A 13,726-nucleotide genomic window follows, 5' to 3' on the forward strand; every position below is an offset into this window, starting at 1 on the left:
TCAGGAAGCTGAGGCGTTTCCATTGGCCGCCGCTGCATCAACGGCCCCACCATAGCGGCGGTCTCTGCGCGCATATTCATCCACGGCTTCCCACAGAATCAGACGGTCCACATCCGGCCACAGGGTGTTCATGAACACAAATTCTGCATAGGCCGACTGCCACAGCAAAAAATTGGACAACCTCTGCTCTCCGCTGGAGCGAAGGAACAAGTCAACGTCCGGAACATCCGGAAGGTACATGTATTTTTGGATTGTCTTTTCATTCACCGCCCTGGGGCTCAACCGCCCGGCAGCCACGTCGGAGGCCAATGCCGAAACAGCGTCGGCAATTTCTGCTCGTCCACCGTAATTAACACACATGGTTAAAGTTATGACGTCGTTGTCTTTTGTGTGCTCCTGCGCTTCTTCTAGCTCTTTAATAACGGAGCCCCAAAGTTTTGGCTTACGCCCAGCCCACCGAATACGTACACCCCACGCGTCCAACTGATCCCTTTGACGTCTTAATACATCCTTATTAAATCCCATTAAGAAACGAATTTCTTCGGGCGATCGCTTCCAGTTCTCGGTGGAAAAAGCATAGACGCTAACGTATTTAATACCCATCTCGATGGCACCGGCCATAACGTCAAGCAGCGCTGGCTCACCTGCCTTATGACCTTCCACTCTGGGCAGTCCGCGCTGATTGGCCCATCGCCCGTTTCCGTCCATGACGATGGCAACATGTCTGGGAATCAGTTCGCTGGGTAAAGCCGGAACGCTTCTCCCCGATTCATGCGGCCACGGTGCCACAACTTGGGGTTTGGATTTGCTCCGAGTACTGCGTTGGATAGCCATATATTTATACACGCTCCACAAGTTTCAAGGAGCGTAAAGTACGCTCCAGATGCCACTGGACATATCCGGCCACCAAACCAGCGGCTTCCCGTCGGTGGATGGTCATTGAGGCGTCCGCCCCGGGCCAGTTCCCGCTCAATAGATGTGCCAGCAGAGCCATTGTTTCTGGCGCCGGGGCAGGAGAGCCTGGTGGGCGGCAGTCGTGGCAAACGGCCCCTCCCAAAGCAGCGTTGAAGGCCCCGTGCGGGCCTGGCTCCCCGCAGCGGGCGCAGTCCAAGAAGCTTGGCGCCCAGCCTCCTATGGAGACGGCCCGCAGCAGATAGGAGTCAAGGATCAGCTCAGGTGCATGCGCGCCACGACTCAGGGACGCTAGTGCACCTACCAGAAGCAGATAATGAGAGGTTGACGTTTCGCCATCTACATCTGTGAGTCGTTCGGCAGTTTCGGTCATGGCTGCTGCAACAACATAACGGTCATAGTTGGCGCAGATGGCGTCACCGTAACTGGCCCGGGCAACTGCCTGAGTCACAATATCCAGGGAACGTCCCTTAACCAATTGCAGATCGGCCACCATGAACGGTTCCAATCGTGCACCAAACTTGCTACTGGTGCGTCGGACTCCTTTAGCCACTGCGCGCAGCTGACCGTGGCGGTGGGTCAGCAAAGTGATGATCCTATCCGCTTCGCCCAACTTATGGGTGCGCAACACAACAGCGTCATCCCGATAGGTGCGAATTGCATGATTGGACATTCTTATATTCTCCCACCTTTGCCCACCAGGGAGGCAGTGGGCTCACCGGAGTCTAGAGTGTCCTTTGCCCCAAAACTTGAGAGCAGGCACTCAGGCCACCGGGCATGTGTGCCTCAGCACTGGGAACATGCCCGGTGTCACCGTCAAACGCTCTGGGAGTCCCGGATAGCGCGGTTCACAGCGGAAACAACTGCCTTCAGTGAAGAGGTTGAGGTGTTGGAGTCAATGCCTACACCCCAAAGGACTCGCTCCCCAACCGCGCACTCCACAAACGCAGCGGCCCGGGCGTCGCCACCTTCAGAGAGAGCGTGTTCGGAGTAGTCAAGTACTCGCACATCCATACCGTCCTCCGCCAGAATGGCCAGTAACGCCGCGATGGGTCCGTTTCCTGTACCGGTTCTGGTGTGTGCCACGCCGTCGATCAAGAGTTTGGCCGTGAGGCTCATTTCACCATCGTCGTCAGTGGAGGTGGTGAATGGGCCAATACGGTAGCGGCCCCACTGCTCATCGGCGCTTTCACCGGGCAGGTATTCGTCCTTGAACACTGTCCACAGCTCTGCGGCGCTAACTTCCCCACCCACTGTGTCGGTGCGCTGCTGAATGACACCGGAGAACTCGATCTGGGCGCGGCGAGGAAGGTCAAGACTGTGCTCGTTCTTGAGCAGGTAGGCCACTCCACCCTTGCCGGATTGCGAGTTCACCCGGATGACTGCCTCGTAGCTCCGCCCCAGGTCCTTGGGATCAACAGGCAGGTAAGGAACAGCCCACGTGTGCTGGCTAACGTCCACTCCGGCAGAGGCGGCGTCCGCGGCCATGGCGTCGAAGCCTTTCTTGATCGCGTCCTGGTGGGAGCCGGAGAACGCGGTGAAGACTAGGTCACCACCGTATGGTGAGCGCTCAGGGACGGGAAGCTGGTTGCAGTACTCAACCGTGCGGCGGATTTCATCTATGTCGGAGAAGTCGATCATCGGGTCAATGCCCTGGGTGAACATGTTCAGGCCCAAAGTCACCAAGTCAACATTGCCCGTACGCTCCCCATTGCCAAACAGGCAGCCCTCAATACGGTCCGCTCCTGCCAAGTAACCCAATTCGGCCGCAGCAACACCGGTACCGCGGTCGTTGTGCGGGTGCAAGGACAAAATGATACCTTCCCGCGGGTGCAGGTTCCGGCTCATCCACTCTATGGAGTCAGCGTAAACATTCGGGGTGGCCATTTCCACAGTGGCGGGCAGGTTGATGATCACCTGATTGTCAGCGGATGCTTCGAAAATATCTGCGATGGCATTGCACACGCGCAGCGCATATTCCGGTTCAGTGCCGGTGAAGGATTCGGGAGAGTACTCGTAAGTGATGAGAGTATCCCCCATCGTCTCTTCGTATTTTTTGCAAAGGCGGGCCCCTTGCAGGGCTATATCCAAGATGCCGTCTTCGTCCTGATTAAACACAACACGGCGCTGCAGCACTGACGTGGAGTTGTAAAGGTGCACAATGGCGCTCTTGGCACCGATCAGGGATTCGTAGGTCCGCTCAATCAGGTGCTCGCGAGCCTGACTCAGCACTTGAATGGTCACATCATCGGGAATATGGCCGCCTTCAATGAGCTGGCGGACAAAGTCAAAGTCTGTTTGCGAGGCTGAAGGGAAACCAACTTCGATCTCCTTGAAGCCCATCTTCACTAGTAGCGCAAACATTTTCATCTTGCGCCCGGGACTCATGGGGTCGATCAACGCCTGATTGCCGTCACGCAGGTCAACAGCACACCACCGCGGCGCCTTGGTAATCGCTTTATCCGGCCACGTACGGTCTGGCAGAGCCACCGAGATTTGATCTTGAAATGGCAGATAGCGGTGAGTGGGCATTCCGGAAGTTTTTTGCGTATTTCGCATGGGAGTGACCTTAAAGTTTGTTCAACGAATGGGAAGCCGGCCGGGCAACACAAACACCGCAGCGAGGGTGGCCAGATTCCACGTTGATCAATTCAACGGGCTACAAGCCTCGCCGCGGCAGCTAAGAAGAAGCATTCCAGTGCGCACATTTTTACCCTAACACGACACGTAGGATGATGGTGAAAGAAGTCACCATTGACCTCAGTACGGTGTCAGTAGGTACTGATGTAAGCAAGCAGCTGAACTACACAGCTAGAAAATAAGGGGAACCGATCCATTTGACCCATTCCGGTATTAATCTCTTGAACATTGACCACAGCACAAGGCCACAGGATGATTTATTCGAGCATGTGAACGGTCTCTGGTTGGCCTCGGAGGTGATTCCCGATGACAGGGCACTGACCGGCTCTTTCATCACCTTGCGTGATGAATCCGAAGCTGCCGTCAAGGCAATCATCGAACACGCCGGCACCGAAGCCACCAACCCTGATGCAGGAAACCCGATACTTTCGGCCAAGATCGGGGCGCTGTACTCAGACTTTATGGATGAAGCGGCTATTGAGCGTGCAGGGGCTTCCCCCCTGACGGAAAAGCTTGAGGCAATCCACTCCGCAGCTAGTATCACCGAAATTGTGCGCCTAATGGGCGAGCTTGACCGAACTGGTGGCAGCACTCTGTTTGGCGCCTATGTCAATAACGACGCCGGAAATCCTGAACGGGCTTTGCTGCACCTTTTCCAGGCTGGGCTGGGACTGCCAGATGAGTCCTACTACCGTGAGGAAAAGTTCGAGCCTATCCGATCCGCCTACATCAGCCATGTCCAGGCCATGCTTGAACTGGCTGGTGTCAAGGATGCCGCTGGTAAGGCTCCCCGTATTATGGCGCTAGAAACAGAGATTGCCGCCACGCACCTGGACAAGGTTTCATTGCGGGATCCGCAAAAAACCTACAACCTTAAGAGTTTTGCGGAAACCTTAGAGTTGTTGCCTGCCCTGGAAACCTGGCTGGAAGCACTGGGTGTCACGCCCGAGCAGAGTGCAGAACTGGTGGTGGCAACTCCTGGGTTCTTCACCGGCCAGAATGCGCTACTGGTGGAAGAACGCCGTGCCGACTGGCAGGCATGGTTGGCCATGCGGACCATTTCAAGCATGGCAGGCTACCTTTCCAAGGACTTTGTTGACACGAACTTTGCCTTCTACGGAACAACGCTCAGCGGAACTCCAGCCATCCGGGATCGGTGGAAACGCGGGGTTGCCTTGGTTGAGGGCGTACTTGGTGAGGCGGTGGGCCAACTCTACGTGGCCCAGCACTTCCCGGAGTCACACAAGGCACACATGGAAAAGCTCGTGGCCAACCTCATTGAGGCTTACCGCACAAGCATCGTTGAATTGAGGTGGATGAGCGAAGAAACCAAGGATAGGGCGCTGGAGAAACTGGCTGCCTTCACCCCTAAAATCGGGTACCCCGCCAAATGGCGCGACTACTCCAAACTGGAGATAGTGGCTGGGGAATTACTGGCGAACGTTGAACGCAGCAATGCCTTTGAGCTGGCCCGCCAGCTGGCTAAGATCGGCGCTCCGATTGACCGGGAAGAGTGGTTAATGAGCCCTCAAACAGTCAATGCTTACTACAACCCCACCATGAATGAGGTGGTTTTCCCAGCAGCAATACTCCAACCGCCTTTCTACGACGCCGAAGCTGACGACGCTGCAAACTACGGTGGCATTGGGGCCGTGATCGGACATGAAATTGGCCACGGATTCGACGATCAAGGCTCCCAGTTCGACGGTACCGGTGCCTTAAGAAACTGGTGGACAGATGAGGACAGGGCAGCTTTTGAAAAGTTGACGGCCAGACTTGTTCAGCAGTACAACAAGCTCTCCCCCACGGCCGCCCCCAATGAGTTTGTCAACGGCGAACTTACTCTCGGTGAGAATATTGGTGACCTTGGCGGTTTGGCCATTGGTTTCAAGGCCTACCAGCTCAGCCTCAACGGCACGGCGTCACCGGTTGTTGACGGACTGACAGGGGCTCAACGGTTCTTTTTCTCCTGGGCCGAATGCTGGCGCACCAAAATCCGTACAGAGGAAGCAATCCGACGCCTGACTATTGATCCGCACTCCCCCGGAGAATTGCGCTGCAATGCCGTGGCCAGCAACTTGGATGCCTTTCACGAGGCCTTTGGTACCACTGCAACAGATGCCATGTGGCTTGAACCTGCGCAACGCGTGAGTATTTGGTAGCTCTGTAGAAACAAGACTGCAATGTAAGTGGCGGAGTTGCCCGGATTATCCAGGGCAACTCCGCCACTTTATTGCAGTTCAGCTTTTTCCATCACCGCGACAGAACATGATGGTTTACTGCGCGTAATTCTCGGCATAGAACTGAGGGTTCACCATCAGGCATTCCCCACCTTTGTCCGCGGTGCTGGCCACGATATCCTCAGGCACCACAGCACTGCCAAACTGCGTCCCAGAACCCCAATCGGTGCCAACCACTACGCGTACCCCTGAGATGGTGGGATCAGATTGAACCGCTGATGCGGGAAGTTTGAACAATGTGGCAACGTCGGCAGCCACGTCCGCCATGTCAGAACCATAAAAGACTTTCGATTCTTTCTCAGCTGGAAATTCACCCAACTGATAAGAGTTACTGAACCCTGCTGTGGTGAGAGCCTGAAGGAGTTCTATTGACCTGCCCACTACTGCTGACGCGTTGGCTATACCCACTGGTTGCAGGGCCTTATCGTAGGCGGGGACAACCGGATCCGTTGTGGGCGCAACCTCTGAGGTGGGAGCTGCCGCAGGTGCAGTGGTGGCAGGGGTTAGTGACTTGTCGTTCCGTAGCGCAGCGAAGAATTGCCCCGCCTGAGGTTCCTTGAGCTGAACCTTGTTGGGATCCCCTGCATAGGGTTCGTAGGGCACTGTGACAAAGGCGACGTTGGCGAGATCAATTTTGGCCAGCCGGTTGGCAATTGTCACCATCGAAGGAATATTTGCCAGCCCATCGTCGATCGTCAGATTCTTAGTGACTACATCGGCTAAGTTGTAGAGCTTTGGCAGGTTAAGCAGCGTTCCTTCACTTTTGACTTTGCGGACCATTGATCCCAGGAAGTACTGCTGAGCCTTGATGCGCTCAAGGTCGCTGGCGTCCCCAAATGCGTGACGGGTGCGCAGGAATGCTAGTGCCTGCTCGCCCTGGACTAGGCTTTCACCCTTTGGGAGTTTAAGCCACGAGCCGTTGTAGTCATACACGGCATGGTCAACACACACTTCAACTCCACCAAGAGCATTGGAGAGTTCTTTTACAGCGGTAAAGTCCGCCAACATGAAGTGGTCAATGGTCAATCCGGTAATGTCATTAATGGCCGCTACCGTGCACCCCGGTCCGGCTTGCAGCGCTGCGTTTAGCTGCCCCACTGCGGCACCAGCCATGACGGTGCCGCCACCAACCGGCTGGCACGCGGGTATGGGCACCATCAGGTCTCGAGGAAAACTCGTCACGGAGACTCTGCTGTTATCTGCCGAGATGTCCATCAGCAACATGACGTCGGAGTTACCCTCACCTGCGGAGTCATCGGCGGTGCCGTACTCACTGTTGGCACCTGCACGAGTGTCGGTGCCAAGGATCAATATCTGTACCGATCCTGTGTCTTCAACCTGGGGCTTATCCGAGGATTTGTTGCCAACCCCGGCGTTCAGGGGCGAGGTGGTGACATTGGACTGCAGTTTGTAAAAGAGTAGTCCAGCAGTTCCCAGACCCAGAACAAGCACGGCCGAGAGCGCCAGAGCGGTAACTCTCAACCACAAGGGAGCCCTCCGGGAGTTTTTGAAGTGTCTGCCAAGTGGTTTCTGTACAGTATGGATCTTGGTGCGAGGGGTGCTGGCGGCGCTGACTGCTCCCGTTTCGGCACGACGTCGCCCCATGTAAGAACCTTTCACTGTGAATAATGACTTTGTTGAGCTTAGCGGTCAAGACTGGGAAGTTCCCACATGCCGCGCACGCGGGACACGATATCGCCTGTTATTGATACTTCTGCGTCTTCATCTGTGGAGAGACGGCGATGCGGCGTGCTGGTGCCGGGCTACAGTTCCCCACCTTCTAGACGATGGTGCCTAGAACCCAAGCTTGACGAGCTGCTTCGGGTCTCTCTGCCAATCCTTGGCAACCTTCACATGAAGATCAAGATAAATTTTTGTCCCTAGGAGGGCTTCGATACCCTTGCGCGCGTTAGTGCCTACTTCACGCAAACGTGCGCCGCCCTTGCCAATAATGATCGCCTTTTGCGAAGACCGCTCCACATAGAGGTTTACGCGCACATCAAGAAGCGGATTGTCCTCCGTGCGTCCCTCACGTGCCACAATCTCCTCAACAACCACGGCCAAAGAGTGTGGCAATTCATCGCGTACACCCTCAAGGGCTGCCTCCCGGATGAGCTCGGCGACCATGACGGCTTCCGGCTCATCGGTAAGTTCACCGTCAGGATAAAGTGCCGGAGAAAGGGGAAGATATTCGGCAAAGACAGCGGCCAGAGTCTGAACTTGAAAGTCCTCCACTGCTGAGACTGGGACGACGGCGGCGAAACCTCTCTCACCGATCACCTCACGGCCCAACGCTTCAACAGCAATCAGCTGATCTGTGACTGCTTGGCGATCGACCGTGTCAGTTTTAGTCACGATTGCCACGACGGGCTTGTTGCCAACGTTTCCTAACTGCGCTGCAATATACCGGTCCCCGGGACCAATTTTCTCATTGGCCGGAAGGCAAAACCCAATGACATCTACTTCTGAAAGCGTGTCGGCAACGAGATCGTTGAGGCGCTTTCCCAGCAGTGTCCGTGGCCTATGTAGTCCAGGCGTGTCTACTAAAACCAGCTGGAAAGCATCACTGTGGACAATACCGCGGATGGTGTGCCGGGTAGTCTGCGGTTTGGCCGAAGTTATAGCTACCTTCTGGCCTACTAGTGCATTTGTCAGTGTTGACTTCCCGGCGTTGGGCCGTCCAGCTAGAACAGCAAAGCCGGCACGGAACCCCTCAGCCTTGGCTTCAATGAGGCCTGACGTGCCCTTTGACTTACTCATGTTCGCTCCTGTGGTGCTCTTCGGTGGGGTTGGTGCTGTCTGTACGCTCATTCTCGGCTGGTTCAATGGTGCTGGCAATGACGTGGCTGACCCTATTACGGGAAGCTTCCATCCTGTCGGCAACCAAAAGAAGTCCGTTTACTTCTACGCGGCTACCTAGCGTTGGGATCTTGCCCAGATGTTTGGCTAGGAACCCGCCCACGGTGTCCACTTCGTCGTCGTCAATGTCTTTGCCGAACAGTTCGCCAAACTCATCAACTGCCATGCGGGCCTTAATTCGGTACTTACCGTCTCCCAGGTTCGCCACCTCTGGCGAAACGAGATCATATTCATCAGCGATTTCGCCAACAATTTCCTCAATCAAATCCTCGAGCGTCACCAGGCCAGCAGTACCGCCGTACTCATCAACCACAATGGCAACATGCGTAGATTCTCGTTGGAGTTCCTTCAACAGGTCATCAACAGGTTTGGACTCAGGGACATACCTGACGCTGCGAGCCAGGTGTTCAACCAAGGGGCGGGGATCCTCATCCCCAAGTCGGTGCAGGGTGGCCACAACGTCCTTCAGGTACAAGATGCCCAGGATGTGATCTGTACTCTCACCTATGACAGGAATCCGCGAATAACCCGAGTTAAGGAAGATTTCAAGTGCATCGTCCAACGCATCGTTTTGATTGATGCTGACGATGTCCATGCGCGGGACCATGACTGCACGCACCATTGTCTCACCGAGGTCAAATACGCTGTGAATGAGCTCAGCCTCATTGTCCTCAATCATCTCCGATTCACTGGCTCGGTCTACAAACTCACGGAATTCCTCTTCACTGACAAAAGCGTCATTGGCCGACGCGGCATCCTTTGTCATGATCGAACCTAGGCGGATCAGCCACTGGGGAATAGGCCCTAAGATACGACGCAGAATATGCACCAGCCACGCCGTCCGGGCAATAAGGGTGGTGGCATGCATTCGACCAAGTCTGCGCGGGGAAACGCCCACGAGCATGAAGCCTAGGACTGCCATAACGATCGTAGCAATGAGCCCGGCTAGCCATTCGTTGCCAAGAAGCCCCACAAGGAAGATGGCAACTGCTACGGCTGCGGCCATCTCACACCACACCCGCCAGAAACGCAGTGCGTTGATGTGCACCAACGGCTGGGCTAACACCTTTTCTAGAGACGCCCCAGGACCGTGTGCGGACACAGAGTCGGCATCATGTCGTGGAAAGAAGTTCAGCGCTGATTCGATGGCCGCTAAAAATGCGGCCATGGCCGTGAAGAGAACTCCCATGACCGGCAAAACAACTAGCGTCACTGCATTGTCTCCCGGGGAGCGTCCTTGCCCAGGAAGTTGGAGAGTAGTTCACGCTGGATACCAAACATCTCTTCTTTTTCTTCCGGTTCGCCGTGATCGTAGCCCATGAGGTGCAGCATGCCGTGTGTGGTCAGCAGCAACAATTCATCTTCCATGGAGTGCCCGGCGGCGCTCGCTTGTTCCTGGGCAATAACGGGGCACAACACAATATCGCCGAGCAGACCAGCGGGGGTACTCATTGAGGCAGTCCCCGGACGCAGCTCGTCCATCGGGAATGAGAGCACATCTGTTGCGCCAGGTTCATCCATCCATTCAAGGTGGAGTTTCTCCATGGTTTCAATATCTGCCAAGATAACCGACACCTCTGTTTGGGGGTGCAAAAACATGGCGTTCAAAATGTGCCTGATGAGCCTCACTAGCTCTTCCTGGCGCACCTCCACGCCTGATTCATTGTTTACTTCGATGCTCATCGCGAGGTGCTTTCTTTCGGTGGTTGTGTTGTGGGGCCGGGACGGGCATCATCCCAATTGTTGTAGGCGCTGACTATGGCGCCAACCAAACGGTGCCGAAGAACATCTGAGGCATCCAAAATGGAGAAGTTGATGTCATCAAGGCCATCAAGAATCTCCCGTACCACTCGAAGCCCGGACTTTGTCCCGCTGGGTAGGTCAACCTGAGTGATGTCACCTGTGATGACAATCTTAGAGCCAAAGCCCAACCGGGTCAGGAACATCTTCATCTGTTCAGGCGTAGTGTTTTGTGCTTCATCCAAGATGATGAAAGCGTCATTGAGTGTCCGCCCGCGCATGTAGGCCAACGGGGCAACTTCTATTGTGCCTGCGGCCATGAGGCGCGGGATGGTTTCCGGATCCATCATCTCGTGTAGGGCGTCGTAGAGAGGGCGAAGATACGGGTCGATCTTGTCGTTCAGTGTCCCGGGTAGGAAGCCCAAGCGTTCCCCCGCCTCAACGGCTGGACGGGTCAATATTATGCGGCTTACTTCCTTGTGCTGCAGTGCTTGCACAGCTTTGGCCATGGCCAAATAGGTTTTCCCTGTGCCTGCTGGACCAATGCCGAACACCACCGTATTCCGATCGATCGCGTCAACATAGTCTTTTTGGTTCGTGGTCTTGGGGCGGATGGTCCTGCCACGGCTGGAAAGAATGTCATGGCTGAAAACGTCAACCATTGACGTCTGCGGGTGGGTTTTAAGCATGGTCACCAGTTGTTCCCACATATCCGCGCTCATGGGACTGTCTCTGGCTACCATGCCGCGCGCTTCTTCCATCAAGTGCATAATCCGTGGAACAACACCGGAGGGACCAGTAATGGTCAGAACATTACCGCGCGCCAAGAAAGTTACTTCCGGATACAGATTTTCAACAATCCGCAGACCTTCGTCCTCGGCACCCAAAGCGGCAACCATCTGTTCGGTCGATAAGAAATGCACCACTTCCGTGCGCGTTCCATCAACAGAATGTGGGAAGTGCCGTCCCGGGCCCTGGTCCGAGAAGGAGTCCTGAGGGTGCGCTGTTCTCTCTGTCATAAGTTCGGCCATCCGGCCTGAAATCTCTCCTTGATTTGCCCGGTGCCATTTCCGGAATTCTTGACATTGCTAACTATTCTCGATTCTAGTGCACAGCCTTGGACCTGTGCTCATATAGCAGTTATGCCGAGGGCACATCTTTGTGCCATATGCCACGGGAAGTGTTTCGATACGGTTTCAGTTCCTGCGCTAACCCTTTTTTAAGGGCATCTGGAGAACTTGCTGTGCCAAGCTGAGAAAGGTTCAAAGTCTTGTGGGGAAGCTTGGAACTACCAAGAACATTGTGGCGCCGGGAACAACCGGCTGCCTTTAACACTCAAGATTAACGAGAGCGTTTCAACATGTCTGCCTTCTTCCCCGCACCTTCAGGGCGCCCCGGCGCCTGTGCTGGTCCTGCCTGCCGGCAGCGCCGCTCGATGGCGCGCATGCGGATCGTAGACAGAATCGCCATCATTGGGCTCTCACTCTCACTGGCCCTTGTCGGTTGCACGCCCAACGAAGCGCAACAGCACGACGCGACGATGCCTACAACGAATGCTTCAACCGCGTCCGGGCGTGTAACAAGTGCGCCGCTTGAAACAGCGATAGCCGCCCAGACATTGCCCGTGTACTGGCTCGGCCATAGCAATGACGACGTATTCTTGTACCGCGAGTTTTTTCCCGCTCAGCCCACAGACGATCCGCTGGTGACAGCGTTGCGAACAATGATGGGCAGCCAACCCCACGACCCTGATTACTTTTCACTTTGGAACAGTCCCTCCAGGCTTGGTGCCTCCATTTCGGCAAAAAACATCATCACCATTGATATATCGGCGGATGCCTTCGCTAAAAAAGCGGATCAAGGTCTGGCTGAGCGCTCAATTTCACAGTTGATCTATACAGCTACGGCCGCCGCTGCAATGGCCGGCCTGGTCGACACCGATAGCTCCATACAGGTTTCTGTCCTCGTTGACGGACACACTGGTTATAAGGCTTTTGGTCAGGTGCTACTGGATCGTCCACTCACTCGCAAGGCGACATTTCTGGCACCTGTCTGGATTATTGACCCAGCTGACGGTGCTACGCACAAGAGTCTGCCTCTGAAAGTCAGCGGTCAGGGCGTCTCACCCACCGGAGCCCTCTTGTGGTCACTTGACCGATTCTCGGACGGCAAAGTCGGTGAACAGTATTTGAACGGGACAGTGTCCATTCCAGCGGGTGCCAAGGAATTGGGTGAGTTCAGCTTCAACATTGCCCCACCGCCCGGCAGCTACCAACTCTCGGTGTACATTGCTGACCCTTCACTCCCAGGTCAAAAGGTAGGTATTGACAGCAAAAGGGTCTCCATCGTGGAGCCCTCCCCCAAATAATTATCTGAGGGCCCCGCAGTCGTCCTTTAGACAGTGCAGTGAGCTGGCGAACTGTGGCAGGCGCCGGGTGGGCCCACGGTTGCGAGGGCCCCGCAGTGAGCTGGCGAACTGTGGAAAGTGCCGGGTGGGCCCACGGTTGCGAGGGCCCCGCAGTGAGCTGGCGAACTGTGGGAGCAACCGGGGACTACCAGCGGCCCAGTTCTTGGCTTAAAAGTACGAGGGCGGCGGGTCCAGCTGTGGAGGAGCGCAACACATGCTTGCCCAGGAGTGCTCGCCTGGCACCGGCGGCAACGAATGCTTCGACCTCGGGGGCGCTCATGCCGCCTTCCGGCCCTACTATCAGCAACACAGAGTATTGCCGAGCCACAGTGCTCTTCGCGTCTGGGTTGGCTAGTAACCACTCGTGGGCACGCGTCGCCACCGAATCTACGGCGTCCTCGTGTAGGACTAATGCAAGGTCAGCTCCTTGAATATGTTCACATACGGCCGCGGTTCCTGCCAGTTCTCCCACACGTGGCACAGTAGCTCGTCTGGCTTGTTTGGCGGCAGCAGCCACGACTTGACGCCATTTCTCCGGCCCCTTAACGGCTTTGTCCATTTTCCAGCGCACAATGGATCGCTCCGCTTGCCACGGCACAACTGCATCGATCCCCAACTCTGTGGCCATTTCAATGGCCAATTCATCTCTGTCGCCCTTGGCCAGAGCCTGGACAAGAGTGAATTCAACGGCTGGTTTTTGCTCAGGCAAAACAGCTTCCACCTGCACCGTCAGGATGCCTTTTTCGGCGTTGGTGACGGTGCAGGTCAAACGCAACCCTGCGCCGTCGCACACGTCAACCGGCTCACCAATGCTGAGCCGTTTGACAGTTGTCGCGTGGCGTCCTTCAGCACCGTCCAGGGAAAATCGGGCGCCGGGGCATAGCGCGCCAATTGACTCTGGGGCAGCGTAAAAGACCGGGTTACTCAT

Annotated in this window: 11 protein-coding genes; 2 read left to right on the forward strand and 9 right to left on the reverse strand. The window is 55.7% G+C overall.

Going from position 1 to position 13,726, the window contains the following annotated elements; all coding sequences use genetic code 11:
* The 3 genes from QMG40_RS01525 to leuA all read right to left on the reverse strand — a co-directional run bounded on the left by QMG40_RS01525 (position 1) and on the right by leuA (position 3,471).
* Positions 1 to 834, reverse strand: a complete 834-nt coding sequence (locus QMG40_RS01525; RefSeq protein ID WP_283527203.1) for an isoprenyl transferase — start codon at positions 832 to 834, stop codon at positions 1 to 3.
* 4 nt (positions 835 to 838) lie between these two features.
* Complete coding sequence (recO, locus tag QMG40_RS01530; protein WP_283527205.1) at positions 839 to 1,585, reverse strand: DNA repair protein RecO; 747 nt, start codon at positions 1,583 to 1,585, stop codon at positions 839 to 841.
* Between the two features lie 143 nt (positions 1,586 to 1,728).
* Positions 1,729 to 3,471, reverse strand: coding sequence for a 2-isopropylmalate synthase (gene leuA / locus QMG40_RS01535; protein ID WP_283527207.1), 1,743 nt, complete (start codon positions 3,469 to 3,471; stop codon positions 1,729 to 1,731).
* 278 nt (positions 3,472 to 3,749) lie between these two features.
* On the opposite strand from leuA, the gene QMG40_RS01540 reads away from it, so the two are divergent.
* A complete protein-coding gene (locus QMG40_RS01540; RefSeq protein WP_283527209.1) occupies positions 3,750 to 5,714 on the forward strand; it encodes a M13 family metallopeptidase in 1,965 nt (654 codons plus the stop codon).
* Positions 5,715 to 5,828: 114 nt separating this feature from the next.
* Here QMG40_RS01540 and QMG40_RS01545 read toward each other — a convergent pair whose 3' ends face one another.
* From QMG40_RS01545 to QMG40_RS01565, 5 genes are all read right to left on the reverse strand, one after another.
* Complete coding sequence (locus tag QMG40_RS01545; RefSeq protein ID WP_283527211.1) at positions 5,829 to 7,397, reverse strand: LCP family protein; 1,569 nt, start codon at positions 7,395 to 7,397, stop codon at positions 5,829 to 5,831.
* A gap of 189 nt (positions 7,398 to 7,586) precedes the next feature.
* Complete coding sequence (era, locus tag QMG40_RS01550; RefSeq protein WP_283527214.1) at positions 7,587 to 8,552, reverse strand: GTPase Era; 966 nt, start codon at positions 8,550 to 8,552, stop codon at positions 7,587 to 7,589.
* On the reverse strand, positions 8,545 to 9,864 hold the full coding sequence (locus QMG40_RS01555; RefSeq protein ID WP_283527216.1) for a hemolysin family protein: 1,320 nt from the start codon (positions 9,862 to 9,864) through the stop codon (positions 8,545 to 8,547). Before QMG40_RS01555 ends, era begins: the two co-directional genes overlap by 8 nt.
* Positions 9,861 to 10,334 (reverse strand): rRNA maturation RNase YbeY, encoded by a 474-nt coding sequence (gene ybeY, locus QMG40_RS01560; RefSeq protein WP_283527218.1) that lies wholly within the window; start codon positions 10,332 to 10,334, stop codon positions 9,861 to 9,863. Before ybeY ends, QMG40_RS01555 begins: the two co-directional genes overlap by 4 nt.
* The gene (locus QMG40_RS01565; protein ID WP_283527220.1) at positions 10,331 to 11,410 is read right to left on the reverse strand and encodes a PhoH family protein; all 1,080 of its coding nucleotides are present in this window, start codon (positions 11,408 to 11,410) and stop codon (positions 10,331 to 10,333) included. The genes ybeY and QMG40_RS01565 overlap by 4 nt, the downstream gene beginning before the upstream one ends.
* A 341-nt stretch (positions 11,411 to 11,751) precedes the next feature.
* Between QMG40_RS01565 and QMG40_RS01570 the strand changes: the two genes are divergently transcribed.
* A complete protein-coding gene (locus QMG40_RS01570; protein ID WP_283527221.1) occupies positions 11,752 to 12,759 on the forward strand; it encodes a GerMN domain-containing protein in 1,008 nt (335 codons plus the stop codon).
* 184 nt (positions 12,760 to 12,943) lie between these two features.
* Here QMG40_RS01570 and QMG40_RS01575 read toward each other — a convergent pair whose 3' ends face one another.
* Positions 12,944 to 13,726, reverse strand: a complete 783-nt coding sequence (locus QMG40_RS01575) for a 16S rRNA (uracil(1498)-N(3))-methyltransferase (RefSeq protein WP_283527223.1) — start codon at positions 13,724 to 13,726, stop codon at positions 12,944 to 12,946.

This window comes from Arthrobacter antibioticus (genome assembly GCF_030063205.1).
Taxonomy (GTDB): Bacteria; Actinomycetota; Actinomycetes; order Actinomycetales; family Micrococcaceae; genus Specibacter.

Bases quoted from the DNA above. Each gene is read 5' to 3' on its own strand.
- QMG40_RS01525 (WP_283527203.1), bottom strand. From the start codon at position 834: ATGGCTATCCAACGCAGTACTCGGAGCAAATCCAAACCCCAAGTTGTG.
- recO (WP_283527205.1), bottom strand. From the start codon at position 1,585: ATGTCCAATCATGCAATTCGCACCTATCGGGATGACGCTGTTGTGTTG.
- leuA (WP_283527207.1), bottom strand. From the start codon at position 3,471: ATGCGAAATACGCAAAAAACTTCCGGAATGCCCACTCACCGCTATCTG.
- QMG40_RS01545 (WP_283527211.1), bottom strand. From the start codon at position 7,397: ATGGGGCGACGTCGTGCCGAAACGGGAGCAGTCAGCGCCGCCAGCACC.
- era (WP_283527214.1), bottom strand. From the start codon at position 8,552: ATGAGTAAGTCAAAGGGCACGTCAGGCCTCATTGAAGCCAAGGCTGAG.
- ybeY (WP_283527218.1), bottom strand. From the start codon at position 10,334: ATGAGCATCGAAGTAAACAATGAATCAGGCGTGGAGGTGCGCCAGGAA.
- QMG40_RS01565 (WP_283527220.1), bottom strand. From the start codon at position 11,410: ATGACAGAGAGAACAGCGCACCCTCAGGACTCCTTCTCGGACCAGGGC.
- QMG40_RS01570 (WP_283527221.1), top strand. From the start codon at position 11,752: ATGTCTGCCTTCTTCCCCGCACCTTCAGGGCGCCCCGGCGCCTGTGCT.
- QMG40_RS01575 (WP_283527223.1), bottom strand. From the start codon at position 13,726: ATGAGTAACCCGGTCTTTTACGCTGCCCCAGAGTCAATTGGCGCGCTA.